This window comes from Dyella sp. 01N448, from assembly GCF_056399225.1.
Window position 1 is genome coordinate 75224 of sequence record NZ_JBFTQX010000005.1, and the last position, 26468, is coordinate 101691.

Genomic DNA, 26468 nt, shown 5'->3' on the forward strand with positions numbered 1-26468 from the left:
CACCTTTGCAACAATCATTTGGACGTTAATACGTCCTTATGGAAGTTTTCATTAGAGGACGGGAAACGCAGTCGTGTCAATCAAATATGGCGCCGTGCCGAAGGGGAGGTCGAACAGGCCTCGCCTCGCTTTCGCTTTGCTCTTCGTCATGACGTTTCGTGGCGAAGCGGCGCAGACATCCGTGGTTTCGTCCGAGTTCGTATTAACGCACCCACCGACGGCGCAATGCCATGCCGGCACGATCGTTGAAACACCGACGGGGCTCGTCGCCGCATGGTTCGGCGGCAAGCAGGAGCGAGACCCAAGTGTTGGCATCTGGATGTCCCGCCAGGTTTCCGGTCATTGGATAAGCCCGCGCGAGATCGCCAACGGCAGACAATCGGACGGCTCGCGGTGGCCCGCCTGGAACCCGGTGCTGTTCCGGTCGACGACGGGCAGGCTGATGCTCTTCTACAAGATCGGCCCGGATCCGCAGCATTGGTGGGGCATGCTGACGACCTCCGCTGACGACGGCGCCACATGGTCGGCACCGCATCGACTTCCGCCCGGCATCCTCGGGCCGATCAAGAACAAACCCATTCAACTGGCCAATGGCGACATCCTCAGTCCATCCAGTACCGAACGGGGCGGCTGGCGAGTTCATGTCGAGCGGTCGGAGGACGACGGCAGAACCTGGGTGGCTGGCAGCGATCTATCATCGCGCGGCATCGAGGCCATTCAACCGAGCTTGCTCCCGAAGCAGGACGGCGGCATCGAGGCCATTGGCCGCACGCGCCAAGGGAAATTGTTCTGGTCGCAGTCCGCCGATGACGGGCACCACTGGTCGCCATTGCGCCTGCTGGACGTGGACAACCCCAACTCAGGCATCGACGCCGCATCCCTGGCGGACGGCCGCGATCTGCTCGTCTACAACCCGACGTCGCCCGGGTCCCGGTGGTGGGACGGACGAGGAACGCTGGCAGTCGCCATCAGCGCCGACGGCCTGCACTGGAAGAGGGTGCTGACGCTCGAAGACCAACCGGGCCAGGAGTACTCCTACCCGGCCGTGATCCAGTCGCGCGATGGACTAGTCCATGTCTTGTACACGTGGCGGAGAACGCGCATGCGTCATGTAGTGATCGATCCCGCGCGCCTGAGCGACGCCACCGCTCGCCTGTCTGAAAGCATCCCGCCGATCGTGTCAGGCGACTCAGCCGTCCCGCACTGACCGGGACGTTGCCCCCGCCAGGGACGCCCATGAGCGCGTCCAGGGCCGGGACCCAGGCCCTCGTGATTGAGGGCGCCGCCCCGCAGGGAGGGGCGCGAAACCAGCAGGCTCTCATCGTAGGGGCATTGAGCAGGCAAGTGGCCGTCTGCCGGGCAAGTTCTTTTCAAGATTGTTGCAATGCAACTTGCATCGATCCAGTTTAGGCTTATAACTAAGTCAAATATGAACTATAAGTTCGTATATGAATCTCTTCTCGCAGGGGCGGGACGGGGAGGCAGGCGGGAATGGGGCGTGCGGGGCGCGAGCTTGGCACACGCGACCTGGACCAAGGTGAACGAATGGCCCGATGCAGAGCAGGCGTCATGAATCTCCGTTGGCTGTGGTTGGAGCCCTCGACTCGAAGAGGACACATCGGAAAGAGCCGTTCTTGTATGGGAAGAACGTCGGAACCAAGAGCAGCGGATGGCACGGAGAAGGTTGGGCAAAGCCGTTACGCAGCTTGATCACCAGCAGGACGACTTGAAGCGTCTGATCCGGGATGGGGACCGCGAAAGCGGACCGGGGCAGGCGAGCGAACACAGCGCACAAGAAGTGAATAGAGCTGGTGAGCGCAAGGCTCAACAGCAATCACACCATTGAAGCTTTTCGGGGAGGGTTAACCATGAAAAAAATCCGTTTGCGACGCAGCGTACTTGCCACTTCCATGGCGCTGGCGCTTTTCACGCCACTCGCCTTCGCCCAGTCGGCACCAGCCGGCAGCGATCAGTCGTCCGCACAACAGTCATCGGGTGCGCCTTCGTCCAGCAAGTCGGACAAGGCAGTCGAGTTGCAGGGCGTCACGGTCACGGGCTCGATGATCCCGCGCGCGCAAGTCGAAGGACCGGCGCCAGTCGTCTCCATCAGTGCCCAGGAGATCAAGGATCAGGGCTTCACCACGCTGTGGGAGTTCCTCGATTCGTTGCCGCAGGTGGGTCAGCAGACGTCGGATCCGGCCTCCTGGGGTTCGAGCTCGGTCAATGCGCGCTCGGTCAACCTGCGCGGCGTCGGCCCCGGTTTCAGCCTGCTGTTGATCGATGGCCATCGCGTGGTGGATTACCCGCAGCCGCTCAACAAGCAGAGCAATTTTCAGAACTACAACAACCTTCCCCTCGGCATGATCGACCATGTCGAAGTGCTCGCCTCCGGCGCCTCGTCGATCTATGGCTCGGATGCGGTGGCGGGCGTCATCAACGTGATCCTGAAGAAAAACTATCAGGGTGACGAGCTGCAGATCACCGGCGGCACGGCGACGCGTGGTGGCCGCAACTACGGCGACATCAACTTCTTCGGCGGTAAATCCGGCAGCAACTGGCACATCCTGTACAACCTCGAGCAGTACAACCGAACGGCGTTGTGGGGCATGGATCGTCCGTACCAGGACTCGGTGTCCGATGCAGGCTATGGCGCATGGGGCCCAGCCTCGCGCATGTTCGGTTATCAGTACGACGCTGCCGGCGCCATCGCGCTCTCCGCCACGGATGCCAACGGCCACTACATCACGCCGCCGGCGGGCAGCTGCTCGAAGTTCACCAACTCGCAGCTGAGCCAGTCGCATTCGGTCACCACCAATGGCACGCAGATCGCCAGCATCACCGACAACGGTTACTACTGTTCGCAGCCCGCGCTGTTTCAGAACTGGGTGCTGACGCCTGGCACCCGCAGCCAGAACGGCTACATCGCCGGCGAGTACGACTTCAGCAACGGCTTGCAGCTGTATGGTTCGGCCGCCTTGTATGACACGACGGGCATCTCCAACACCCAGCTGCCCGTGGAAGTCACCGGCCAGTTCTACGACCAGAGCACGGGGCAGACCATCAACCAGGCCATCCGCCAGTTGACTGCGCAAGAGATGGGCACGGCGGCCAATACGCATGACCGCGAGCAGAACTGGAACCTGCAGGTTGGCCTGAAGGGCACCATGTTCGACAACCGGTTCAACTGGGATTTGAACCTCAACAGCCAGAAGTACACGGTGCGCGAAGACTATACGGGCATCAACGTCGCCGGCATGAACAACTTCTTCCTCGGCAAGCAGCAGGGCACCACGGCCGACGGCTTGCCGATCTACAACATGAACTGGCAGCAGTGGTGGAATCCGATCACCCCGCAGCAATACGGCCAGTTCGCGGTCAATGGCGAGAACACCTCGTCATCGTGGCTGGACCAGGCGCAATTCCGCATCAATGGCGATCTTTTCAAACTGCCGTGGGTGGACGAGTCGGTAGGTTGGGCAGCCGTGTTGGAAGCCGCGCACAACGGCTTCCTGCTTTCGCCTGACCCGCGTTCTGCCGACCCGACCACGTTCCAGAATCCGTTCGGCGCGTATCTCACCGGCGGCGGCACGCGCCAGCGCTTCTCGCTGGGCACCGAGTTCCGCGTGCCGATCCTTGATTCGCTGACCTGGACCATTTCCGGTCGCGGCGACAAGTACAACGACGCCAGCATGGCCGACATCGCCAAGACCTGGGGCACGGGCCTGGAGTACCGTCCGTACGACGGCCTGCTGCTGCGCGGCAGCTACGGCACCAACTTCAAGGCGCCGGACATGCAGGCCATCTACCTGACCGGCTCGACCTCGCCGGTGGGTGATTACCTCGACCCCCTGCAATGCATCAACGCGATCAAGTCTGGCCAGTCCAACAGCACCTGGTGCAGCCTGGTGCAGCGTCCGACCTCGCAGTACTACAACTTGAACACCAACGGCAGCCGCCTGCTGGAGCCGCAGACCGGCCACTCCTGGACCTATGGTTTCGTGTGGCAGATTCCGGGCGTGCAGGGCTTGTCGGTATCCGCCGATTACTGGCACATGGGCGTGGACAACGCGATCGAGTATCTGGACAAAGACACCGTGCTGGTCGACGAGGCCGGCTGCCTGACCGGCCTGCAGGCCAACGGTACGTCGGCGTTGTCGCCGTATACGGCGCATGTGCCGGGCTCGGCGTATTGCCAGATGGTGACCCAGATGGTTCAGCGCAATGCAGCTGGCCAGATCGTCTCGGAAGAGTCCGGCCCGATCAACGAGGCTTCGCTGTACGTCAGCGGCATCGATGCATCGCTCGATTACAAGATCCACACCGACGACTACGGCAACTTCCGCGCCGGCATCAACTACACCGACAACCTTTCGTACAAGCAGCGCGTGCTGGCTTCGGACCCGCTGCAGAACACTCGCTACAACAATGTGGCAAGCCGCATGACCTGGATCGCCGACTGGACCAAGGGCGACTGGAACGTGTCGATCTCCGGTGTGCGTGACGGCAGCATGCGCGCTCCGAACTACGCCGGCTGCGTCGTGCTGCCCAATGGCATCCAGCCGGGCATGGTCAACGTGCAGAACGGCAGCGAGTCGATCAGCACGGGCGTGTGCCAGGTAACCCAGGATGGCAACCCGGTGGCCGTGGACTCCGCGACGTATCGTGGCAGGACGCCGGTGTGGATCACCTGGAACACGGCAGTCGGCTGGCAGATGAATCCCGATACCACGTTGAAGCTCACCGTATCCAACATCTTCGACAAGGTCGGCTCCATCCCGTACTACGCCGGCGGCTTCGAATTCGTCACGACGGGTCAGACCGCCGATGAGTACAACGGCCGCGAAATCTTCCTGACGTTCGACTACAAGTTCAAATAAACCCGTGTTTCCCAGCCTGTGGCAGGCATGACTCTCCCCGTCTGACGGGTCGGCCTCGGTGTCCCCGAGGCCGGCCCGCTCATGACGGCAAGGGCAGGGGAGGCGCACTTCCATTGATGGGCGCCTTCCGGTGTGAATCAAGGAGTAGGGCGTATGTCGTTGTGGAAGAAGAAGGCCCGCGAAACCCGCGCGCCCGCCAAGTCTTCATTCGCTTTGCCGCATAGCCGCCTTTGGCTGGGCATGGCTTGCGCCTTATGCACAACAGCCGTTGTCGCTGGCAATCCACCGCAAAGTTTCGCACCGCCGGATGCGGCAACGATCGAACACCAATGGGAAGATGCGAATCGTCCTTTCGATGGCGCACGTCAAGCCATACTTGCGCAAACGCACAAGGCGGCCTGGCAAGGCCCGATGTCTCCCGACTGGAAAAGCCTTACCGCTTATCGCACGCCAGCGTGGTATCAGGATGCGAAGTTCGGCATCTTCATTCACTGGGGCGTGTATTCCGTGGCGGCGTACAAGGGCGAGTGGTATCCGCGCCATATGTACGAACGCAGCGGCGAGTACGCCAATTACTACCAACATCAAGTGAGCACCTATGGAGCGATGCCCCAGGTCGGCTACAAGGATCTGATTCCACGTTTCAAGGCAGAGCATTTCGATCCGCAGGCCTGGGCCGCATTGTTCCGCGCGGCAGGTGCGCGTTACGTGGTTCCCGTTGCCGAGCACCACGACGGCTTCGCCATGTACGACTCCAAACTGTCCGACTGGACGGCTGTAAAGATGGGGCCGCATCGCGACGTGATCGGCGAACTCGCCAAGGCGATCCGCGCGCAAGGCATGAAGCTTGGATTGTCTTCGCATCGTGCGGAACACGATTGGTTCTACGAATACGGCCGCAGCTTCGATTCCGACGTCAACGATCCCAGGTACGCGTCGCTCTACGGACCGGCACATCCCACCGAATCGGCCAAGGGTGCCGATGGCAAGGACGTCGACTGGACCTTCGTTTCGGACGCCTATCTCGACGATTGGCTCGCACGCTCGTCCGAAATCGTGCAGGACTACCATCCGGATCTGATGTATTTCGATTGGTGGGTCGGCCAACCGCGCTTTCGCGGCGCACTCGCCGAATTCGCCGCCTTCTACTACAACCAGGCCGCAACGCGTGATCAGGGTGTGGTGCTCAACTACAAGCTCGACAACATGATGCCTGGCACCGGCACCTTGAATATCGAGCGAGGGCAGGCCGCCGATATCCTCGCGCAACCCTGGCAGACCGAAACCTCCGTAAGCCCGGACTCCTGGGGCTACGCCGAAGGCGACACCTACAAGTCACCCGACGAGATCGTGCAACTGCTCGCCGACGTAGTTAGCAAAAACGGCAACCTGCTGTTGAACATCGGCCCCAAAGCCGATGGCAGCATTCCCGACGAGGCAAAGAGCATCCTGCTGGCCGTCGGCCAATGGCTGAAACTCAACGGCGACGCCATCTACGGCTCCAGGCCATGGCAGCGCTTCGGCGAAGGCCCAACCCAAGTCGCCGCCGGCACCATGCGGGACACCAAGACCAAACCCTATACGCCCGAAGACTTCCGATTCACCACCCACGACGGCCACCTCTACGCCATCGAGATGGAGTGGCCCGCGAACAACCAGGCGCTGATCCATTCCATCGCGCCATCGACGACGGTCCGAAAAGTAACGCTACTGGCCACGGGCAAGCCGATCGCATTCCACCAGAAAGCGGACGGTCTACATCTAGAGCTGCCAACGCGTCCGTCAGGCCCGCACGCCTATGTGTATCGGATTGACTACTAGGTTGAGGAGCCGGAGGTTGATGGGAGCGGGCCTTGGGGAGAGCCAACAGCAAAGGGGCCAGGCTGGCGCCGGTCATTTTGTAATTTTACATAATATACATTATGCGAAATGGAAGGCGCCGGAGACACGGCAGCAATTGCCTTGGCACATTCCTGGCTTGGCTGGCCGCCCTGACCCACGGAACGGGCCCATGCCTCGCCGCCGTACCCGCTTAAACTGGCTTTACGACAACGATTTGCAGCAGTTCACAACGCCATCCGGCCAGGTGGTCACGCTCCTGCAAATCGCCCAACTTCTGCAAGATCAGGTCAACTGTAGCCACGATTTCGCCGGCACATGGACTGGCTGGCGAATTCGGCAAAACCGGCTAATAGCGCCTGGTCAGACCTTCAAAACCAGCCAAATCACACCGACCAGTCTCCGCGCTTTCAGTCGGTGGCTGTCGAGCTTTGAGGGTTCCCAGTGCCAGCTGCCACTGGGCACGTACCCGACAGGACAAGTCCATCCGGGTCATATCGATACAGCTTCCCTTTCACGCACTGAACCGCAGGCAGTCCCGTCGAACGAACATGCTGCGGCGGAACAACGGGACTCGTACGCGCCACGGTCACGAGAGAAGGTTGTTCAGATGGCCGACTATCGCCGACGCGCGATCGTTCGATGATGTACCGATACATGGGAATGGTCGCCGCAAAAAGCACCAACGCCAAAGCGTAGTTAAGCCTGTCCCTAGTTGTCATAGCCTGCCCCTGTTCCTTGCGAACAGAGTATCAAAAGCGAGTTTGGCGGGAGAAGGTTCTGACCACTGGACCACGCAGAGAGGATATGCGGGCAGGGTGAGCCTCACTCCACTATTGCCCTCTCCCCTGCCCTTGGTTGCGCCCCTCCGGGGCTTCGTGGTCCTACGGACCACCAATCACGGCTCGCCACGCCGTCAATGGGCTGGGCGCCAATCAGAACGGCTAGGCCCGTGCAGCAGATCAGGCGGCGTGTAGTCCTTAGCCAGGGCGTTTTCCTTCCACTCTTGCGAGGAAACCGGCTCAGGAGACGAACCATTTGACCGCTGATGCTGATCCCCCGCCACATCGCGGGCTCTGTCGCTCGTTTCCACCGGAACAGGCCACGCGGTAACGACCATGGCATGGTCGCGGTACTTCAGCTTCACGCCGTACTGATGGACCTCAACAGTCATCCCCATATCGCGCAGCTGAGCAAATGTAAGCCGCTCGACCACGCCGCCCTGATCACCCTGCCACTCGATCACACCCCATCCTGGGCCGCCATCGACCGTGCCTACGGCAGCAAGGCGCGGCTTCGCGCTCCCCGACGTGTCGAACACATAGGCCACCTCATCCGGCATACCCTTCGTATCCACGGCCTTGCGACCGGCCACGACCTGCTTAGTCACCTGCTGAACAGGTGCAGCCACAGGAGGCACCGCAGACACCTGCGGGCCCGCGACCTGGCGCTGCTCCGCGCGCACCGCCGCATCCCTGAGCATCGGAGAACTCGAACTGAAAAAGCGAACGAACATGATGACGCCCAAGATAGTCAAGGGCACCATCCAAATTGCGTGCTTAATGATCTGCGCCCACACTGTACGACCACCAGCGGTGTAGACCTCCGTATTCGTCGTGCTAGGTCGCACGCCGTGATACAGCGGGAACATCGCTGGATCGTATTTCTTCGTTTCGGCACCGGTCTGTTCGAAGCGATCGGGATGGGTGCTCTGATAGTAGGTGACGCGGTAGCTGTTCTTAGCACCTACGGCGGTCAGCTTCTGAAAAACCGCCTTACGCTCGACGCGAGCGCGAACCGCCGAATGCAAACGCCTGTACCACTGCGACATCAAAACAATGTCCTGACCGTCGTGACGGTGCTCCGCAAAGAAGTTCTCCTGCTCGACCGCCATCGGCTCACGACTGGCCACGTAGTACTTGTGCGCCTCATCGATCACGATCAGTGCATCGTTCTCTGCAACCTTCGGCAGCTCAAGCACCTTGTCTTCTTCTACGCACACCAGCAATTCGCGCACGTCATCAACCGACATCTGAAGGTGCGCGGCAATCGCGGCGTGGTCCAGGCCGTTCAGTCGCGCAAAGACCTTACGACGCTTCGCCAATGCCGGCAGGATGTGTTCCTTCAAGGCATCGTAACTCTTGCCCGCACCGGGCACGCCTTCGTTAAAAACGAGCATAGGTCACCACTGGAAAAGAGTCAGGAATTTCCGCGTCAAGCGGAAGGCGTAGCCCGCGCCGATAAGCGATAGCCCTGCGGGAATCTGCAACTGCACCAGAAAAAATGCGAGAGTCGAACCGGTGTTCGCGAGGATCGAACCCATGGAGTACTGCGATAGCCACGACGGCACGCCGATAGCACTGATAGCCGACGCAACAAGGCCTAAAACCACGCCGATGATGTACGTCACGAGGTCTTTCAAGACCTGCACCGCCGCAACGAACACCGTATGCACTACGTTGGCGATCCACCCGGTGAGCTTGCTCAGCCAGCCAGTGCTAGACGACTGCGCCGGGAGACCGACGAGCTGCCCGAAGCCTGTGCCCAGGCTCGACAACTGCGAAGTGACCGTACCGCCGCCGCTACTGGTACAGGTCTGCACAAGCGTACCGGTATCGACGACACAGGCGTTTCCCGAATTGCCGAGCGAGCCATCGCCGCACACGTAGACCCCGCTAATGACCTTACAAGTGACCCCGGCGCCCTGAGCTTGGGCAGCGCGAGGCACCACCACGCCGAGCGCGAGGAACGAGAGCGCCACGACGAGAAGCGCACACTTAATAGATAGCAATGCGGAACGCACAGAAGGCTGCCACTCCCAGCACGATATAGCCGGCCATCACCAAGATGGCCAGGAACGAAGGGTCACAGAACAAAGTCAGGTCAAGGCCAGACGCGCCCCAATACTCGTTGCCAGCCAGGTGCCACGTGGGACAGGACGTTCCGCTCAGCGACACCGAAAAGAAGCCTGTAGCCGCTGAGACAATGGGCGAGATGGCTACCTGCGCCTGAAAGTTGGAGTACACACTCGACGGGCTATCAGTCCCCGCGGTGTACAGCGCGCCCGTGTCGCCGTCCGCGTTTCCGACATCACAAACGCCCGTATCACACTTGCTCTGAGTCGAAGACGACGACGCAGGCGTGGTCGTGGACCCGTTCGTGACGGTGGTGGTCGTGCCGTTCCCGGTGCCGCCCGTACCATCGCCCGTCGTTGTGCTAGTGCTGGACGTGGTGCTCGTCGTCGCCGGGTTGCTCGTCGTACTGGTCGAGTCCGTCGAGTGATTCGCCGAGGAACTGGACGACGCCGGCACAGTCTGTGCTGTCGTGCCGAAGGTCACACACTTCCCCGAAATCGGGTCACAGTCTGTCGTTGTGCCATCCGCGTTGTGGGTCTCCGATGGCTTAGTGAGCGACTTACTCCCGCCTGGTCCAGACCCGGCACACGCCGCACCCGTCAATACGTAACCACCACCACCCGACCATTGGCCGCCCGACATCGTGCCCGCGTTAAGCGCCATTGAGCAGCCGCCGGAGCAAGTCTCACCGATCGAATCAAATCGCTGCACCTGAGTACCAGGGGCGACCGCTTGACCAGCCGTGCATGACGGCGGCGGCGCACCGCAAAAACCAAACGTTCCGTAGCTTCCGCCACCGGGACCGATCAACTTCCACAGGCTGTTTTGGGCGTCCAAGACGCATTGGAACAAGGCCGGGTTATATGAGTTCGCCTGGGCCGTCTGACAAGAGGCCTGCGCTTGAGCATAGGTCGTGTCACCCACGCCACAGGCGAGCGCTGTCAAGGGCAACAGCAGGAGCGATAGCAATAGCGACGAGAGGAAAGCGAGCCTCGCCACCGAGAAGACGAATCTAACGATCACGGGTCAAGTCCCTTCACGACGGCCCAGCCGGAAAGCGCGCCCATAAACGCAAAGAACAAACACAGAATCACGACCGGCGCCCTCCGTCGTATTCCAAAGCCTCGTCAGACTCCGCGTCGTCCTCAACGTCATCTTCGCGATCATCTTCGCGGTCGAACCACTCGCCGGCCTCATGCAGCTTCTGGCCAAGATCGGCGTAATTTGTGTTGCGCCGGTAGTCGCTACGCAAGCTGTCAGCGGCTCTCGTTTCAGCGTCCGCCGCGTCCTGTTGCCGCTTGAGCTCCGCCTCACGTGCGCCGAAAAAGGCCGCGACCTTACGCCCGCCCCAGCGAGCAAACAACACGGCAGCAACGATCACAGCTGCCGCAATAAGCGCCCCCGTGATCGAGGTAGAAGACAGGCCGTCTATGATCTTGCCGAGACCATCGGAAGCCTGCTGACCAATGGTCCCGGTGCACTCCCCATTCGCGTTGGTGGAGCCGCCGATACCGCAAGGTGATGTACTAGGCATAAGAAGCTCCGAAAACCCCTTCCCTGGCTCCGCGCGCCACCGCGCGCGGAGGCAGGGAAGGTTCTTGCTGCGGGATAGCTGACCAGTACTTCGATCAACCGAAGAACTTGGCCACCTTCTTGCCGCCCCACTTGGCGAAGCCCACGGCGGCCAGGATCACGCACGCGCCCAAGATGGCCGTGATCGCCGTCGCACCACTCAGCCCCGTAAGGATCGAGCTGAAATCGGTACCACCGGTCTGCGCAAATGCGCCATTCGCCACCATGCCAGCGGCAACCATCGCGCCGGTCGCGACCACCTTGCCGCCCTTGACGATCTTGTACTTGACGTTCTGCATACCTTCCTCACTTTGTCTGCGTTGAGTTACTTGCCGAAAAACGAAGCCACCGAGCCGGCCAACCGGCTAACGATGTACATCACCACCACGCAACCCCATGACGACACGAAATACGTTGTCGCCTGCTGCGCCGTGGGCGTTGCAAAGGCGTCCTGAACTGCCTGATAGACGCCGTACTCGCTGCTGGAGACCATTACGTAGCCTGCGCACTCGCTGACCGGCTGCCCTGTCTGGGAAAGTGTTCCGTCTGAGTTGAGTGCTACGCACAGCGCCATGCCGCGAATCCTTAAGGCCGCACACGCGACCTACATTCCTCGGTGAAAGACGCGCTCACAGAGCCGCGTCACCTTGAACCACAACTCGCGCACGCCGAGGAAGAACACGTACAGCGCGAGCAATGCCATCACCGTGTTCATGACTGCGTTACGCTGCCGCGCTGCGAGCAGCAGGCTTGAGCGGGATGAATTCGCGCTCCATCTGCAACCGCCCGTCGCGGTCAAGATAGATGCCAACCGCCTTCACCTCGTAGTCACCCGGGGCGAGGAAATGCGAAGCGCGCGAGGGGTCGAAATACTGCTGGAACTCTTCGACCCGGCCCTCCCCTTTCACGATGCCGCACGTCTGAAAGCCGTGGCGCTTGCTGGAATCCTTCTTGTCCTCGTGGACGCGCACTTCGTTGTAGGCACGGAGCACGGTGTAATGGGTCTTCTCGTTCATGGTCGCCTCCCTGGGCGTTTAGACGGCTAGATTCATGTAATCCGTCTGCGAGAAGCCGAGTTGCTCGCGGACGATGGTTCGGAGGGTTTCAAGATCACGCGCCACGCCCTTGAATCGGCGAGGCACCTCAGAGCGCAGCACGCGCTCCTGGAGAAGCGGCCACACGTCGGGGCCAATGGCACGAATAAACAGGTCAAGCGTCGGCCCGCACTGCGTACGAAGGAACTTCAGGGCGGCGTGCGCCGTAGCATTCACCGTTCGCGCGATGCGCTCAGGCTTTGCCGCCTCCGCCTCTTGGGGCAGGATTTCCTCCAACAACGCGTAGGAGCCGCGCAGGAAGGCCAGAGGGCTATAGAGCAGTTCCAGCGGAAGAACGCAGTCCGCTGCCCACAGGCGCAACTCGCAGCGAATCCAACGCGAATGGCGATCCTTAAGCTGCTTGCCCTTCTCGTAGATGCACAGTTGCTTGCGGCCACGGCTTCCCACGTAAACCGAGCAACCTTTACCCTTGCCGTGATCGTCGATCATGTAGGTGTCGGCGGGACGTCCCTGCTTGGCGTCGAACTTGCCCTCCAGCGCCCACACATTGACCTCGCGGATATCCCGGAAAATCTGGCCTTCGAAGTCATCAAAGGCGATGTCCGCGCGCGAGATATGCGCGCGCAGACGACGGGCCTGAACCGACACGCAAAACCAATCATCGACCAGCGTGCAGCCGGCACCGGAAAGCGAAACGCACACGCCGTTGCCGTTACCGCCAAGGCCAATGCGGCCGACAACCTTGCCGTCAGGGCTGAAGATGTACGCGGATTCCGCGTAGAACTGCCAGCGCTTGGCCTCAACCGGCCCGACCGCGAGAGGCGCGTTCGGATAGAGCCACGCCACAACGTCCTGCACCGTCACGAGCTCAAGGCGTTCCGCTTCGCTCGCAGGAAACACCAGCGTGCAGTAGTCGATACCAAGAGCAAAACCCACGCGGGTTGGGGACTGAGGGTTTAGGCCCGTATTACTATCGGGCCTCTGCGAGCGACGGCGCGTTGCAGGCGCTCCGCCCGCTACAAAGTCATGGGTGCGAGCAAGAGCGGTCATCACAAGTACCCCAGGCGCATCAGGTCGTAGACCACCCAGATGAGAAACGGCGGGGCAAACAAGATGAACGCCCACACCGCGACCGCCCAAGCCCACTTCAAGAAGGTCTTCATGCCTCGCCCTCCCCTGCGCCGAGGGCTTCCAGCAGATGCGCAGCCTTGCCCAGCAGGAACATGCCACCAGCGCGAGAACCCTCGCGGAACGACTCCTCGGCCTGATCCAGATACGAGTGCGCGCGCTCGATGGCATCGAGGGTCGGCATGTCTTCGATCTCAACGCCTGCGACAGACGGGAGTGGCGCAAAGCTCATGCCATCACCTTGCGCATCGCGCGGCCGAAACGACGCCAGCGCGGAGAACGACGCACGAACAGCCAGACACCATGAAACGACATTTCGCCCATGAAGCGACCAGCCCAGCAGGCAGCAAAGCTGCCGAGGAAGGCGAAAAGGGAAATGCGAGTGATGGCGTAGGCCAGCGCCTCAACGGCGACGATATTCATGCCCACCGCTCCCCGCGAACCGACACACCCCAGCCCTTCTCGCGCATTGCCTGCATGTAGCTGGCCGCGCGCAGGCGCTTGTCAAAAAAGAAACTGAAGGGGCTGTACCAATCCTGCGGATGCACGCAGTCAACGCGGAATTGCCACGGCTTCAGAGGGCCGACGAAATCAACCAGGGTTCGAACGAGCCGGAGGCGGCGCGCGCGGCGCAGAGCGGCAATTACCATGCTGGATTCCCCGTTTCGAATGTAAGAGAGGCTCTTACAACGGGGGCATGTATAGTACCCTCTGACACCATTGTCAAAGGGTTTCTTACATGAACGCCGGACTCACGCTACTCGACCGCTACAAGAAGGCAAAGGGCATCGGCGCGGATAACGCTGCGGCCATTGAACTAGGCCTCACGCGCGCCACGGTGAGCGGGTGGCGACACGGCAAGTCGCACCCGGACGCCGAGAGCGTCTCCATCATGTGCGACGGCTGCGGAGAATCTGTAGCCCACTGGCTACCCCTAATCGAAGCCGACCGCGCTAGAACGCCAGAAGCCCGCAAGGTGTGGCTTCGACTTGCGCAAATGGCTGCGGCAGTAGCCCTGACCGTCGGCCTGTTCCCAGGTCACGCCGAGGCCGCAACAGTCGCGAAAATCGGCTCGGAAGCCGGTTCGCAATTGGCACCTGTATACATTATGCGAAATTGTTGAAGGATCTGGCGATTGGCACGACTGTTGTCGCTGTCCTCTTAATTCTGTCGTTTGTCCGCTAATCGTGTCATGTCCGCTTATTCGGTCATCTTTTGACACCGAGCTATTTGCGGCCTGGCCCTACCGGCGACTTCTTTGGTGCGCGAGCGCGTGTGGACGCCTGTGCTTTCGGGGAAAGCGGACGCTTGGGTTTTGCCGCTGCCGCATAGGCTTCCGATAACGCCTTTTCTAGTCCGGCGATCTGGCCAGCTTGCCGCGCAGTCTCTTGTTCGAGGTCACGCGACTGGGCGGCGACTAAATTGAGCTGGCCCTGCATTGCAGCGGCCATATCTCTCTGAACCCGTTCCGCGCCTTCGTGCCGTTGCTGCCATTGCTTGGCTTCCTGTCGAGCACGATCGACTTCCCTGCGAGTCTCCCGTTGAGATGATTTAGGCAACGAAGAGCCGGACAAATCCTCAAACAGATCAGAATTAGGGCGATAGGTGCGAGAAGAAAGCGCGGATTTCCTCCTGATTTCTAATCAGCGATGTCTCGCTGCATTATTGCCATGGCATCTCGGAAGTCTCTGGAGAAAGCTTTGAAACCATCACTAAGGAACCCTTGACGTTCATTGGAAGCGGGTTCGTTTGCGACCCTGTTTAGGTACTTCTCCATCCGCTCTAGAATGCCCCCAAGGGCCGCCCCGCCACGGAAGAACGACGCGCTGTTGTGCTTGTGGAGCTCTAGTCGAACCTGCCTTTTATTGAGCGTCGATGAGTCGTTTTGTTGGATTGAGCCAATGCCTTGAGCCTGACGACGGACTAACTTGACGTCCATGTAGATACGACCAACGTCAGCAAGAATCGCGAATCGAATCTTGCTTTGATCTCGAGCTCGCTGCAGTCCATCCTTGTAGGATTCGAGAACTCCCGTGGTCACGACACCTAAGACCGCGATGAGTCCCACCTGGATGAGCGCTTTGACCCACTCGCCTTCATTCCGGAGCGTTTCGAAGGGGTGCAAACTCAAATACATTGCGCCGCCGACGGCGCTTACTGCCACTACAACAAGGACCAGGGCGCGATATTGGTTCGCTTTCATGTAGTCCTCCCGGTGCAATAGCGGTGCGGAAATCATCCATTGGATCGCGAATTCGTCCTTCGACTGCGGTATCGAACAGTCTTTGACGAACGAGCCACCGTCTATCAGCCAATCTTCCTGTACTACAGGCCGTGACTCAGCAATGGACTGGCTTGGTATGTAGCGAGCACAGCATAAGTGTGTCATTCATGGCATGGCCTCCGCGGCCAAGGAAACTACGCATCCCGCGTCGAAAATCGCCGGCGACTCGGAACCGCTTGATAGCAAGATCCTTGATGCAAGCCGCCGCCCGCACTCGACCGAATGATCGCAAACTCGGACGAGGCCTCCTTGCACTACGCAAGGTGACCGACTGCCGCTCGCGGACCTGGACATGCAAGGCGCAAGGCCTTGCACAAGCAATCGCCCGTAAGTCGTAGGCCTTTGTTTTCAGCGTCGGATAACTGCCTTGGAATCCAATCGTGCCCCTGCAAAGATTGGTCCACGGAGGGAGCGGCATGACGTGCAGCTGGCTCTTACGGCGCTGGTGGACCAAAGTCGCGAAATGGCCAGTGACAAGGGGCTCTTGGGTCCGAAACAACTGGAGGTCACGGGCAACTGCCGTGCCGGACACCTTCGATTCAACGACGATGTCCATGGCGCCGGACTCATCGGCGAGAGTCCCGTTGGCTGCGAATGCGGACCGGCGGAGTAGTCACTAGCCAGGACAGATGGGAGTGCGCCCTACCCCCGATAACACGGGCTAATCGCCCTGCCTCGCATTCGGTATTGCACCCAATTGAGGTTGGGCGCCTGCACGTGCTCTATGCGTCGGCGAGTCCCATGCCGCGTGTCGCTGCGCCGGATAGCCGGACCACGGTCTTTCGCGGAAAGAATCGCGGAAGCACCGTGGCGACGCGCACGCTGAAGCGCCCTGGATAAGTGACCGCCTCGCCTTTATCGAAGGCGACCAATGTACGTTCGACCACCGACTCGGCCGTATCAAAATTCTTCTCCTTCATGCCGGTTTTGGTGCCCTCAAAGAAGCTCGTGGCCGTGGGTCCCGGGCATGCCGCCATCACCTGCACACCGTCACCGACCAGTTCGTAGCGCAATGCTTCAGTAAAGGACAAAACAAAGGCTTTCGTCGCTGCGTAGACGGCCATATACGGCACCGGCTGGAACGACGCATTGGAGGCGATATTGATGATGCCGCCCTGTTTAGCCGTCGCCATGCGAGTCCCGAAGGCGTGTGAAAGTCCGACGAGTGCCTGGATGTTCAATTGGACACTGGCCTGCTCCGCAAGGAGGTCATGGGAGAGGAAGGAGCCCGAGTGGCCAAGTCCCGCGTTGTTGATGAGCAGATCCACCACCAGGCCTCGCGCATCGAGCTCCTTCTCCACCAGTTGCGCCGCATTGGACGCGGTCAGGTCAATCGACAGCGCAATGCATTTCACCCCGTATTGGGTTGCCAGGGACTGCGCGAGGCTCTCCAGTCTTTCGGTTGATCGCGCCAGCAGGACGACGTTGGCGCCACGTGCCGCCAGCGCTTTGGCAAAGGCCGTACCTAGCCCTTTGGACGCGCCGGTGATCAGCGCGGTCTTACCCTTGTAAGCAAACATGGAGGTGTACCTCGGCAATAAGAAATCAATGGGATTTGGACAGCTCAACCGGCACGTTGGTAGTCGGTGTAGCCACGCTCGTCGCCACCGAACAGCGATTCGCCCTCAAAGGGGGCGAGCGGAATGTTCTCGGCAAGACGGTGAGGAAGATCGGGGTTTGCCACGAACGGATGGCCAAATGCGACGAAATCCGCGTAGCCGTGCCCAAGTACCCAATGGGCCTTTTCGAGGTCGTAATGGCCGGCGACGATGATGGGTCGACGGAAACGCGCGCGAATCTGCTGGCGGAATGCTTCAGTGAACTGAGGGGCGTCGTTCCAATCGGCTTCCACAAGGTGCAGATAGGCGACGCCCGTCGCCTGCAGAAAATCGACGGCCTCCAAGATGGTCGGCAAAATGTCGGGGCATGCCATACCGCGTGCCGTCAGGAACGGGGCCAATCGAATCGCGGTCCGCTCCGCACCGACTTCGCCAGCGACGGCATTGATGACTTCACGCAGAAAGCGCAAACGATTCTGACGCGTACCACCGTATTCGTCAGTGCGCGTGTTGGACGTCGTCCGCAGAAACTGATCGACCAGATAGCCGTTGGCGCCATGAATTTCCACACCGTCAAACCCGGCATCCATGGCGTTGCGCGCGGCAGCTCGGAAATCCTCGACGATCCCTTGGATCTCGCGACGGCTAAGGGCCCGCGGTGTCGGCGAATCCACCATCTCACCCAGACCCGTCGACGGATTCACTTTCCATATCTGCCCCTGGAAGGGCAAAGCGGAGGGCGCGACCGGCAACTCACCGTTGTGGAAATCGGGGTGCGACATCCGGCCCACATGCCAGAGCTGAACGAAGATTTTGCCACCCTCGGCATGCACGGCGTCCGTCACCAGACGCCAGCCGGCCACCTGCTCTGGGCTATAGATGCCGGGGGTAAAGGAGTAGCCCTTGCCCTGCGGCGAAATCTGCGAAGCCTCGGTAACAATCAGGGCCGCCGACGCGCGTTGGGCGTAATAGCGGGCATTTAGCGACGTGGGCACGTCGCCAGGCTGCGCAGTGCGCGCCCGCGTCATGGGCGCCATGACGATTCGATGGGAAACCGCGTGGCCAGCGAGGGTCGAGCGGGTAAAGAGGGGAGATTTCATGGGTGCCTCCTAAGGACAGGCACAATCTAGACCCTCTATAATCTGTTGAGTATCCACCACAAAGTGGATGGATAATCCACTTTTTGGAGATAGTCATGTTGAACGACATCGCTGAACTCCGCACCTTCGTTCGCATCGCCTTATCGGGCAGCCTTTCGGCAGCGGGCCGCGATATGGACCTCGCGCTGAGCGTGGTCAGCAAGCGTCTGGCCACGCTTGAACGCAAGACAAATACCCGGCTGATCACTCGCAATACCCGGCAGCTTTCGCTCACCGAAGAAGGCGCGAAATTGTTTGAACGCGCACAGCGCATCCTGGCTGAGGTGGATGAAGCGGAAGCATCGCTGACGCATGGCCGCGTCGACCCGCAGGGAACGCTGCGAGTGAGTGCACCCGTTGCGCTGGGACGCGCACATGTGGGTCCGGTCTGTCGCGAACTGGCGCGGACCTATCCTGCGCTGGCTGTCGAGTTGTCGTTGTCGGACCGGCTGGTGGGACTGATCGATGAGAACATCGATGTGGTGGTGCGCATTGGTACGCCACGCGACTCGGCCCTGGTCATGCGCAAGCTCGCGGACAATCATCGTGTCATCGTGGCAGCACCAGCGTATCTCGAGGCCAACGGCACGCCATTGCGCCCAGCCGATCTGTCGCAACACCAATGCCTTCACCATGGCGCTTTGCGCGTCGCCTGGCGGCTCCTTGGCGTCGACGGTGAAACGCAGGAAGTGAGTGTCGATTCGCGGCTGCGCAGCGATAACGGTGAGGTATCGCTGGACTGGGCGCTCGCTGGCTGCGGACTGATCCTGAAATCATGGATTGATGTTCAAGCCGACCTGCGGAGTGGACGTCTGGTCCGCGTCCTGCCTGAGTGGCGTAGCGAGGACGCCCCCGTCTGCGCCCTCTTCCCGTCCAATCGACTCGTCCCCACGCGGGTGCGGCTATTTCTTGATGCCATGGCTGCTCGTCTGGAAGGCGTGCGTCACGCCTGACTCCTGCGTCATTCGTTGCTCCGCTCTGCAACGAACGACGGTTCGTCCATACCGACCGCTCTACTCCATTGATATGCCCGTTGACCAGGCAAATGGGCTGGCGACGGTACTTCCTGCGGACCCGACGTCGATTTCTCCGGCTCATTGAAGACCATCAGTACTCGGGCTTTCCACCATCCACTTGCTTGAACGTGGGCATGCCTACAGTTCCCGAGTAGGTAATGACAAGAACTGTTGGTTCCTTGCCACTTATCCCGCGATGGACATCGTCCACGGACTCTGTAAATGCCTCGCCAGCCTTGAACGTCTGCTTCTTGCCGCTCGCTCTATCTTCGATCGTCAACTGTCCAGCCAATACATAGCCTGCGTTTGGCATCGGATGGATATGCCATGGCAAGGCAGTGTTGGCGGGAATGGTCAGTTTTAGAACGGTTAGTTGTGGAGCGCCCGTTGGGTACGAGGTGTACCTCTTGCCGTTCCACGAGCTATCGCTTTTTGCCAATACATCGGCATGCGCAGAGGCGACGTTCTGCGCATGCGCGCCAGCGGCGAACATCGCAAGTCCGACAAACAGTCCGCCAAGCTTTAGTTTGGATTTCACGTGACGCTCCTTGGATGATTGTTGCTCCCATGGTGCGCCTTCTGTTCCGCGGCAAGAATCACCGCTACCGCAACTCTTTTTTGCTCAAAAGGGCAAATTGCCGACGACGCGGCCAAGCTCAAGCTGGCCGTGAAGAGGCTGTCAAATCAAGACTGTGGCCCTGTCTGCTGATTCCACAGCATCCAGACCAATGACGCTACACAGGCCGCGCTTCATCCAAGAGCTCAAGGAATGCCCGCGGCGCCTGATCAGTGGGAAGCTGCTCCGATGACGCAACCGTGTATGCCACTACAAGCTCCCAACACAGTTCCGGTTCGGCGAGTTCGGCAATGCCCAGCGCTGGCAGCCGTGACCGGGCGACGGATTCGGGGAGCAGCGCTATGCCCAGGCCGCGCCGAACGAGTTCTGCCAAGGTTTCCAGATCGCTGACTTCGAATGCGGTATGCCTTTCGATGCCCACGTCCCTAAAGCCGCGATCAATGAGCTTGCGCGTTCCCCATTCGACATCAAAGTCGACGAATGGATATTCCTTCAATTGAGCTAACGGCACGTTGCTCCGGCCTGCCAACGGATGCTCTGGCGCGCAGGCCACTACCAACGCGTCGCAGGCAATCATCGTGGTGGCAATGTCGTCCAGCGGCTCAGCCACCGGGACAAAGGCAATATCCAGGCGCCCGCTTCGCACCAGGGCCAGAAGATCCGAGGACGCTCCCTGCGAAAGCCTCACTTCGATATCCGGATACTGCGTGTGGAACCGCTCAATCATTGCCGGCAGATCGAGAAAGGGCGGCAGGCTTTGCATCGTGCCGATGCTTAGCGTGCCTCGTCGCAAACCCTGCACGGCGGCCACTGCGTCGCGGGCATCGGCGATGGCTGCCAGCGCAACCCTTGCCTTGCCGAGAAATACCTTGCCGGCGGCAGTCAGGCTGACTTGCCGCGTGTTGCGTACGAACAGCGGCGCGTCGAGTTCAGCCTCCAGCTGGCGGATCGAGGTAGAGAGCGCCGACTGCACGATGTTCACGCGCCGTGCGGCGCGAGTGAAATGCTGTTCCTCGGCGAGGGCCACCATGTGTTGCAACTGCCGCAGTTCCACCGAGCTCTCCGTCATCACCATCTGCTTGACAGATTAATCCTATCAAAATATTCAATTTGAACGATGACTGGTCGGGGACTACTTTCCACGCAGTCCTTACTCAGGAGACTCCCCCATGGCCATCCCCGCCAACATCCTCACCTCTGCCGCCCCGCTTCCCACGCGCCAGCTCGGCCTCACCGACATGCTCATCACACCGGTGGGTTTTGGTGCATGGGCCATCGGTGGCGCCGACTGGGCAGTGGGCTGGGGCGCGCAGGACGACAACGACTCCATCGCCGCCATTCGTCACGCCGTTGCGCGTGGCATCAACTGGATCGACACCGCCGCGATCTACGGGCTGGGTCACTCCGAAGAGGTAGTGCGTCGCGCCTTGGCTGGCTTGCCCCGCAGCCAGCGGCCTTACGTGTTCACCAAGTGCGGCCTGGTATGGGATGAACATGATCGACTGGCGTCGCCGCGCCAGGTCGGCGCCCCCGCCAGCATCCGACGTGAAGTAGAGGCATCGCTGCGTCGACTCGATATCGAGCGCATCGATCTCTATCAGATGCACTGGCCAGCCAAGGACGGAACGCCGCTTGAGGCATATTGGCAAACGCTGCTCGATCTGAAGCAGGAGGGAAAAGTCCGCGCCGTCGGTCTTTCCAATCACAACGCCGTGCAACTGGCCGATGCCGAAGTGCTCGGCCATGTCGACACGCTGCAGCCGCCGTTCTCGGCCATTCGCCGCGACGTGGCTGCCGCCGAACTACCCTGGTGCCACGCCAATCAGACCGGCGTCATCGTCTACAGCCCGATGCAGTCGGGCCTGCTTTCCGGCAGTTTCACGCTGGAACGCGCTGCAGCACTGCCCAAAGACGACTGGCGCTCGCGCAATGCTGAGTTCACCGGCGACAAGCTCGTCGGCAACCTCATGCTGGCTGAAACATTCCGCGCGATCGCACAGCAACGCGGGACCACGGTGGCCGCCGTGGTCGTCGCGTGGACGTTGGCATGGCCAGGCGTGACGGGCGCCATCGTCGGCGCACGCAGCGCCGCGCAGGTGGACGGCTGGATTGCAGCCGCTAGTCTGCAACTGACGCGCGACGAGCTGGCCTTCATCGCCGAGGCTATCGTCACGACGGGCGCGGGCAGCGGACCCACTTTGCCGGTCGCTTAATCCCCGAAACACCACGGGCGTGGGTCCAGCGCCACGCCCATTCATGGCAAGACCGGGGAAGAACCAATGCATCGCCTGTCCCACGTATCCATTCGCCGCTTCCCTGTCGCAAAGCTCGCAGCATGCATGGCTGCGTTCGGCGTGATCATCGGTGGCGGCCTTCCCTTTCTTGCTGTCGCACAGGAGGACGCGGCGCGTTTTCATCACGCACCGCTATCCGTCGACGACGTGCGCAACCCTTTCGCCACCCAGGCAAACGCCGTCGACGCGGGCAAGGCGCTGCATGCCGCGCATTGCGCGGCATGCCACGGTGCATCAGCGCAGGGGAATGGCAACGTGCCGTCCCTGACCGGCACGAAGGTCAAGCAGGCATCGCCAGGCGCCCTCTTCTGGTTTATCAGCAAGGGGGACATCAACGATGGCATGCCCGCGTGGAACAGTCTGCCTGAGCAGGATCGCTGGAATCTGGTGAGCTTCGTGCAATCGCTGAGAGCCGGCGCCGACGCCCCTGCCAAGTCGGTCGCCACTGCCTCGATGACACCTGGCCACTGGCCCGCACCCAAGGCGCCGTTCACCGATTTTCGCTACGAATCGCCGGGCGCCAGCCGCAAGATCACCGTGGCCGACCTGCCCGCCCCTTACGCCACGGCATCTGCCGGCAATGCGCCGCAGCTGGTGGCACGCCCAGCCGACACATGGCCCAAGGCCCCACCGGGATTCAAGGTGGAACTGTTTGCCGACGGCCTGGATAACCCGCGATTACTGCGTACCGCACCCAATGGCGATGTCTTCGTCGCGGAAACAGCTGCGGGGCGCATCACGGTGTTCCGCGGCATCACGGCAGACGGCCATCCCAGGGAAACCCACGTCTTCGCCAGCGGACTCAACAAGCCGTTCGGCATCGCGTTCTACCCGGCCGGGCCGCATCCGCAGTGGATCTATATCGGCGATACCGACCAGGTGGTGCGCCTGCCCTATAAGGATGGGGATCTGCAGGCAGCAGCAACGCCCGAACCTATCGTCGACCTGCCTCATGGCGACGGCGGGCATGCCACGCGCGATGTGAGCTTCTCCCCCGACGGCACGCGCATGTATGTATCGGTGGGTTCCGCCACCAATGTCGACGACCCCGACACGACGCCAACAGAGAAGCATCGCGCGGACATCCTGGTGTTTCGCCCCGACGGCTCGGATATGCAGGTCTATGCCTACGGGATACGCAACGCCGTTGGACTTGCGGTTGATCCGAAAACCGGCGAGCTCTGGTGCTCGGTCAACGAGCGCGATGGACTGGGCGACAACCTCGTGCCGGATTACATCACGCATGTACAACAAGGCGGATTCTACGGCTGGCCCTGGTGGTACATGGGCGCCCACCAGGACCCGCGCCACGCCGGCAAGCATCCGGAACTGGCGAGCAAGGCCATCGTGCCGGACGTGCTGCTCAATTCCCACAGTGCATCGCTGCAGCTCATGTTCTACACGGGCGAGCAATTTCCCGCCGACTATCGCGAGGATATTTTTGCGGCGGAGCATGGCTCCTGGAACCGATCGGCACGCGCGGGCTACGAAGTGATACGCATCCCACGCCACGGCGGTGATCGGGCCACCGGTGAGTACCAGGATTTCCTCACAGGCTTCGTACTGCCAAGCGGCCAGGCGTGGGGCCGCCCTGTCGGCGTCACCACTGCCAGCGATGGCTCTTTGCTGGTGAGCGATGACGGGTCAAACAGCATCTGGCGTGTGAGCTACCCCAGGCCGTAAGCACGCACGCTCCAACCGCCTCCATGATGGAACCTCACGTTCATGTTGCAACTGAAGCACAGCCTCAAGACGCGGCTGGCGATGATTCTTGCTGCGCCCGTACTGCTCTGCCTGGTGATCGCCGCCATGGGCATCAAGGGAATCGTGGACGCGGATCAACGCGCCACGCAGCTGTATGAGCAACTGGTCGCCCCCAGCCAGGCGATTGAAAATTCGTACCGCGGCACTCTGATCCAGGCGATACAGATGACCGAGGCCATGTCTTCCAGGGACCCTGTGCTTCGCAAGGAACGCCTGGCTCTCATCGATAAGCTTCAACAGGGCATCGACCGGCAATTTGGCCGGTTTCTGCAAAGCCCGAAGACCGAAAAGCTAAAACCGATCGCGACCGCCATCGAGCGTGATCACCAGGCATACCAGCTGGCAGTTTCCCGAGTGCTTGGGTTGCTGCGCGACGGCAACGACGAAGCGGCGTTCGCGGCCGAGACCAGCGATGCCCGCCCCCACGGACTCGTGCTGTATCAGGACATGGAGAAAATCTCGCCTGAGCTCGACCGGGAAATCACCGCGTCGCGCGAGCAGGATATGGCGACGTACCGGGCCATGCTGATCGCGATGCTGGCCATCCTGCTGATCGGCGGCGCGACCTCTGGTCTGTGCGGCTGGCTGCAGATCCGTGCCATCGGGCATAGCATCGGCAACATCCAGGAGGCGCTGTTTGAGGTCAGCACCACGCTGGATCTGACCTGTCGCGCACGGATCGTGCGCATGGATGAAATCGGCCATACGGCTGCGGCGCTCAATCATCTGGTCGACCGCGTCGGGCAGGCGCTCGGCTCCGTACACGATTCCATAGGCTCGGTGAGCGTCGCTTCACACAAGATAGCGACTGGCAACGCCTTGCTCTCCTCGCGCACCGTACAGCAGGCCGCATCGCTGGAGGAAACCGCGGCCAGCATGTTGCAGCTCACGCAGACGGTGAAACAGAACGCCGCCAATGCGCATCAGGCAAATGCGCTGGCAGTGAACGCTGCGCAAATGGCTGATACCGGCAACTACGCCGTGCAAGCCATGGTGCAAACCATGGGCAAGATAAGCGAGAGTTCGATGACGATCTCCGAGATCGTTGGCCTGATCGAAGGCATCGCCTTCCAGACCAATATCCTGGCGCTCAACGCTTCGGTGGAAGCAGCGCACGCCGGCGCGCTGGGCCGTGGTTTCGCCGTCGTAGCCAGTGAGGTACGCAGCCTCGCACAACGCTCAGCCACGGCTGCCGTAGCGATCAAGGAGCTCATCGGCTCGTCCGTGGCGATCATCCAGGATGGCTCGATGCAAGCCGCGGACGTCGGCGGGATTATCGGCAACGTCCAGCAGGCCGTTAAGCAGGTCTCCGTCTTCATCGGTGAGATTGCCGCCGCCTCGGAGGAACAGAGCAACGGCATCGAGCAGGTCAACCAGGCCGTGACCCTGATGGATCGGATGACCCAGCAGAACGCGATCCTCGTCGAAGAAGCGGCCACAGCAGCCAGCTCACTGGATGGCCAGGCCCTGCAACTGAAGGCAGCGGTGGACGCATTCCGGCTGGCTGCGACGTGTTAGCAACAGACGGATACGAGGATGGGGAGGTGAAGTCTCCCCTCCCCATGAGCTCAGCCTGCTGGGATCAGCATGATCTTCGTGCGCTTGACTCCCTGCGCTTGTCAGGCGCGCTTGCCGAGACGGCGATAGATCGCGGAAATATCCAGTTCGCCGAGGCCCGCGTCCACCGCCTCCGACCATACCTGGTGGATACGCTCAAGCGCCGGCATCTGGATGTCCCTGGCGACGTCCAATGCCAGGCCCGCGTCCTTGACGCCCCACGCAAGCGCCATCTGCGCATCGAAACGACCGTCCTTGATCATGTCCAGTTTGACCTTGGCATACGGCGGTCCCAGCGGGCCGCCTTCGAGAGCCGACCAGAACTCGTCCGTGGTGAAGCCAAGCATCTCGGCCAGTCGGGTGGCTTCGGCGATGCCCTGCATCATGGTGATCAGCCATGCATTGACGACGAGCTTCATGCGCGAGCCGGCGCCCACCTCGCCCAGCCACTGCGTATGACTGCCAATCGCCGAAAAGGCAGGCTCGATCGCACTTGCGGATGCACGATCGCCACTGGCCAATATTCTTATCTTGCCCTGTTCGGCAGGTCCCTTCGTGCCGGAGACCGGCGCATCGATAAACGTGATGTCAGGGCGAATGGAATGGATCGCTCGGGCCAGATGCATGGTCGACCCGACACCGATGGTTCCCATCTGCGCGATGACGGCTCCTTTTGGCAAGCTCGCCAGTGCGCCGTGCTCACCGAGCAGCACGCTTTCGGTGATCGTGCCGTCGGGCAGCATCGTAATTACCACGCCCGCACCTTTGGCGGCTTCGCGCGGCGTGTCGGCAATCTGTGCTCCCGAGAGGCTTTCGGCACGGACTCGACTGCGATTCCACACACGCGTCGGAAAATCATGCTTGAGCAGATTGCTTGCAAAGGCGTGCCCCATGGCGCCAAGGCCCAGGACTGCGATGGTTGTTTTTTCAGTCATGCGAAATAGTCTCCGTC

25 protein-coding genes are annotated in these 26468 nt (G+C 61.0%); 9 read left to right on the top strand and 16 right to left on the bottom strand.

Annotation, left to right across the window (positions count from 1 at the left end; genetic code table 11):
• Positions 1 to 73: 73 nt before the first annotated feature.
• From AC1DKY_RS09965 to AC1DKY_RS09975, 3 genes are all read left to right on the top strand, one after another.
• The gene (locus AC1DKY_RS09965) at positions 74 to 1207 is read left to right on the top strand and encodes a sialidase family protein (protein WP_441603848.1); all 1134 of its coding nucleotides are present in this window, start codon (positions 74 to 76) and stop codon (positions 1205 to 1207) included.
• A 661-nt stretch (positions 1208 to 1868) separates the two neighbouring features.
• Positions 1869 to 4877: a TonB-dependent receptor plug domain-containing protein gene (locus tag AC1DKY_RS09970; protein ID WP_441603849.1), complete on the top strand. Its 3009-nt coding sequence runs from the start codon at positions 1869 to 1871 to the stop codon at positions 4875 to 4877.
• Between the two features lie 153 nt (positions 4878 to 5030).
• Positions 5031 to 6698: an alpha-L-fucosidase gene (locus tag AC1DKY_RS09975; RefSeq protein WP_441603850.1), complete on the top strand. Its 1668-nt coding sequence runs from the start codon at positions 5031 to 5033 to the stop codon at positions 6696 to 6698.
• 934 nt (positions 6699 to 7632) lie between these two features.
• Here the strand turns inward: AC1DKY_RS09975 and AC1DKY_RS09980 are convergent.
• Both AC1DKY_RS09980 and AC1DKY_RS09985 read right to left on the bottom strand, forming a co-directional pair.
• Positions 7633 to 8895, bottom strand: coding sequence for a zonular occludens toxin domain-containing protein (locus AC1DKY_RS09980; protein ID WP_477179908.1), 1263 nt, complete (start codon positions 8893 to 8895; stop codon positions 7633 to 7635).
• Positions 8896 to 8898: 3 nt separating this feature from the next.
• Entirely contained in the window at positions 8899 to 9477 is a 579-nt protein-coding gene (locus tag AC1DKY_RS09985; protein WP_441603852.1) for a hypothetical protein, read from the bottom strand.
• 386 nt (positions 9478 to 9863) lie between these two features.
• Between AC1DKY_RS09985 and AC1DKY_RS09990 the strand changes: the two genes are divergently transcribed.
• The gene (locus tag AC1DKY_RS09990) at positions 9864 to 9998 is read left to right on the top strand and encodes a hypothetical protein (protein WP_441603853.1); all 135 of its coding nucleotides are present in this window, start codon (positions 9864 to 9866) and stop codon (positions 9996 to 9998) included.
• A 663-nt stretch (positions 9999 to 10661) separates the two neighbouring features.
• Here AC1DKY_RS09990 and AC1DKY_RS09995 read toward each other — a convergent pair.
• From AC1DKY_RS09995 to AC1DKY_RS10030, 8 genes are all read right to left on the bottom strand, one after another.
• On the bottom strand, positions 10662 to 11105 hold the full coding sequence (locus AC1DKY_RS09995; RefSeq protein WP_441603854.1) for a hypothetical protein: 444 nt from the start codon (positions 11103 to 11105) through the stop codon (positions 10662 to 10664).
• A 94-nt stretch (positions 11106 to 11199) separates the two neighbouring features.
• Positions 11200 to 11442 carry a hypothetical protein gene (locus AC1DKY_RS10000; protein WP_477179909.1) on the bottom strand — a complete coding sequence of 81 codons (243 nt, stop codon included), beginning with the start codon at positions 11440 to 11442 and terminating at the stop codon, positions 11200 to 11202.
• A gap of 26 nt (positions 11443 to 11468) precedes the next feature.
• Positions 11469 to 11717, bottom strand: coding sequence for a hypothetical protein (locus tag AC1DKY_RS10005; RefSeq protein ID WP_477179910.1), 249 nt, complete (start codon positions 11715 to 11717; stop codon positions 11469 to 11471).
• Positions 11718 to 11865: 148 nt separating this feature from the next.
• A complete protein-coding gene (locus AC1DKY_RS10010; protein ID WP_477179911.1) occupies positions 11866 to 12159 on the bottom strand; it encodes a hypothetical protein in 294 nt (97 codons plus the stop codon).
• An 18-nt stretch (positions 12160 to 12177) separates the two neighbouring features.
• Complete coding sequence (locus AC1DKY_RS10015; protein ID WP_441603858.1) at positions 12178 to 13134, bottom strand: replication initiation factor domain-containing protein; 957 nt, start codon at positions 13132 to 13134, stop codon at positions 12178 to 12180.
• Positions 13135 to 13357: 223 nt separating this feature from the next.
• The gene (locus AC1DKY_RS10020) at positions 13358 to 13558 is read right to left on the bottom strand and encodes a hypothetical protein (protein ID WP_441603859.1); all 201 of its coding nucleotides are present in this window, start codon (positions 13556 to 13558) and stop codon (positions 13358 to 13360) included.
• The gene (locus AC1DKY_RS10025) at positions 13555 to 13749 is read right to left on the bottom strand and encodes a hypothetical protein (protein WP_441603860.1); all 195 of its coding nucleotides are present in this window, start codon (positions 13747 to 13749) and stop codon (positions 13555 to 13557) included. Before AC1DKY_RS10025 ends, AC1DKY_RS10020 begins: the two co-directional genes overlap by 4 nt.
• The gene (locus AC1DKY_RS10030) at positions 13746 to 13976 is read right to left on the bottom strand and encodes a hypothetical protein (protein ID WP_441603861.1); all 231 of its coding nucleotides are present in this window, start codon (positions 13974 to 13976) and stop codon (positions 13746 to 13748) included. Before AC1DKY_RS10030 ends, AC1DKY_RS10025 begins: the two co-directional genes overlap by 4 nt.
• An 89-nt stretch (positions 13977 to 14065) precedes the next feature.
• Here AC1DKY_RS10030 and AC1DKY_RS10035 point away from each other — a divergent pair, with 89 nt between their 5' ends.
• Entirely contained in the window at positions 14066 to 14449 is a 384-nt protein-coding gene (locus AC1DKY_RS10035; protein WP_441603862.1) for a DUF3693 domain-containing protein, read from the top strand.
• A 516-nt stretch (positions 14450 to 14965) separates the two neighbouring features.
• Here AC1DKY_RS10035 and AC1DKY_RS10040 read toward each other — a convergent pair.
• The 3 genes from AC1DKY_RS10040 to AC1DKY_RS10050 all read right to left on the bottom strand — a co-directional run bounded on the left by AC1DKY_RS10040 (position 14966) and on the right by AC1DKY_RS10050 (position 18269).
• On the bottom strand, positions 14966 to 15529 hold the full coding sequence (locus tag AC1DKY_RS10040) for a hypothetical protein (protein ID WP_441603863.1): 564 nt from the start codon (positions 15527 to 15529) through the stop codon (positions 14966 to 14968).
• 803 nt (positions 15530 to 16332) lie between these two features.
• Positions 16333 to 17130 (bottom strand): SDR family NAD(P)-dependent oxidoreductase, encoded by a 798-nt coding sequence (locus AC1DKY_RS10045; RefSeq protein ID WP_441603864.1) that lies wholly within the window; start codon positions 17128 to 17130, stop codon positions 16333 to 16335.
• Between the two features lie 44 nt (positions 17131 to 17174).
• Positions 17175 to 18269, bottom strand: a complete 1095-nt coding sequence (locus tag AC1DKY_RS10050) for an alkene reductase (RefSeq protein WP_441603865.1) — start codon at positions 18267 to 18269, stop codon at positions 17175 to 17177.
• Positions 18270 to 18364: 95 nt separating this feature from the next.
• On the opposite strand from AC1DKY_RS10050, the gene AC1DKY_RS10055 reads away from it, so the two are divergent.
• Positions 18365 to 19261 carry a LysR family transcriptional regulator gene (locus AC1DKY_RS10055; protein ID WP_441603866.1) on the top strand — a complete coding sequence of 299 codons (897 nt, stop codon included), beginning with the start codon at positions 18365 to 18367 and terminating at the stop codon, positions 19259 to 19261.
• A gap of 154 nt (positions 19262 to 19415) precedes the next feature.
• Here the strand turns inward: AC1DKY_RS10055 and AC1DKY_RS10060 are convergent, their stop codons facing one another.
• Positions 19416 to 19862, bottom strand: a complete 447-nt coding sequence (locus tag AC1DKY_RS10060) for a cupin domain-containing protein (protein ID WP_441603867.1) — start codon at positions 19860 to 19862, stop codon at positions 19416 to 19418.
• A gap of 196 nt (positions 19863 to 20058) precedes the next feature.
• Complete coding sequence (locus AC1DKY_RS10065; RefSeq protein ID WP_441603868.1) at positions 20059 to 20955, bottom strand: LysR family transcriptional regulator; 897 nt, start codon at positions 20953 to 20955, stop codon at positions 20059 to 20061.
• 115 nt (positions 20956 to 21070) lie between these two features.
• Here AC1DKY_RS10065 and AC1DKY_RS10070 point away from each other — a divergent pair, with 115 nt between their 5' ends.
• The 3 genes from AC1DKY_RS10070 (at position 21071) to AC1DKY_RS10080 (ending at position 25477) form a co-directional block, all read left to right on the top strand.
• On the top strand, positions 21071 to 22114 hold the full coding sequence (locus AC1DKY_RS10070; RefSeq protein WP_441603869.1) for an aldo/keto reductase: 1044 nt from the start codon (positions 21071 to 21073) through the stop codon (positions 22112 to 22114).
• Positions 22115 to 22240: 126 nt separating this feature from the next.
• Positions 22241 to 23878: a PQQ-dependent sugar dehydrogenase gene (locus AC1DKY_RS10075; RefSeq protein WP_477179912.1), complete on the top strand. Its 1638-nt coding sequence runs from the start codon at positions 22241 to 22243 to the stop codon at positions 23876 to 23878.
• A gap of 42 nt (positions 23879 to 23920) precedes the next feature.
• Positions 23921 to 25477 (top strand): methyl-accepting chemotaxis protein, encoded by a 1557-nt coding sequence (locus AC1DKY_RS10080; protein ID WP_441603871.1) that lies wholly within the window; start codon positions 23921 to 23923, stop codon positions 25475 to 25477.
• 101 nt (positions 25478 to 25578) lie between these two features.
• Here the strand turns inward: AC1DKY_RS10080 and AC1DKY_RS10085 are convergent, their stop codons facing one another.
• Complete coding sequence (locus tag AC1DKY_RS10085; RefSeq protein WP_441603872.1) at positions 25579 to 26451, bottom strand: NAD(P)-dependent oxidoreductase; 873 nt, start codon at positions 26449 to 26451, stop codon at positions 25579 to 25581.
• Positions 26452 to 26468: the final 17 nt, after the last annotated feature.